This window comes from Streptomyces sparsogenes (assembly GCF_001704635.1).
GTDB classification, from domain to species: Bacteria; Actinomycetota; Actinomycetes; order Streptomycetales; family Streptomycetaceae; genus Streptomyces; species Streptomyces sparsogenes.
Genome location: NZ_MAXF01000218.1, coordinates 1 through 431, shown reverse-complemented (window position 1 = coordinate 431; position 431 = coordinate 1). Strand labels below are relative to the sequence as shown.

Sequence of the window (431 nt, the reverse complement as noted above, 5' to 3'; positions counted from 1 at the left end):
CCTCCATCGCCTGGGGCCTGTGGGAGGCCGCCAGCGGCATGACCGGACATCTGGCGGGCGCCGACCTGGCCCGGATGAGCCGCACCGGTTTCACCCCGCTGTCCACGCCGATGGCGCTGGCGCTGTTCGACGCCGCTCTGGGCCACGGCAGCGCCTCCGTGCTGGCGCTCGACCTGGATCCGCGTACGCTCGGCGCTCAGCCGTCCGACGCCGTGCCGGCCCTGCTTCGCGGCATCGCCGCCGCGGGCGCACCCGTGCGGCGCGCCGCGGCCGTCGCGCGGTCCACCGACTGGGCCGGCCGGCTGGCCACGCTCTCCGACGCCGAACGCCACCGCGAGTTGCTGAACCTGGTGCGCACCCACGCGGCGACGGTGCTCGGCCACAGCGACCCCGCGGCCGTACGGGCGGACGGCTCGTTCAAGGAGCTGGGG

1 protein-coding gene is annotated in these 431 nt (G+C 76.6%); it reads left to right on the top strand.

Annotated elements, in window-relative coordinates:
- Positions 1 to 38 precede the first annotated feature (38 nt).
- On the top strand, positions 39 to 431 hold a 393-nt coding region (locus tag BBH68_RS36820), incomplete at its 3' end, for an acyl carrier protein (RefSeq protein ID WP_218029737.1).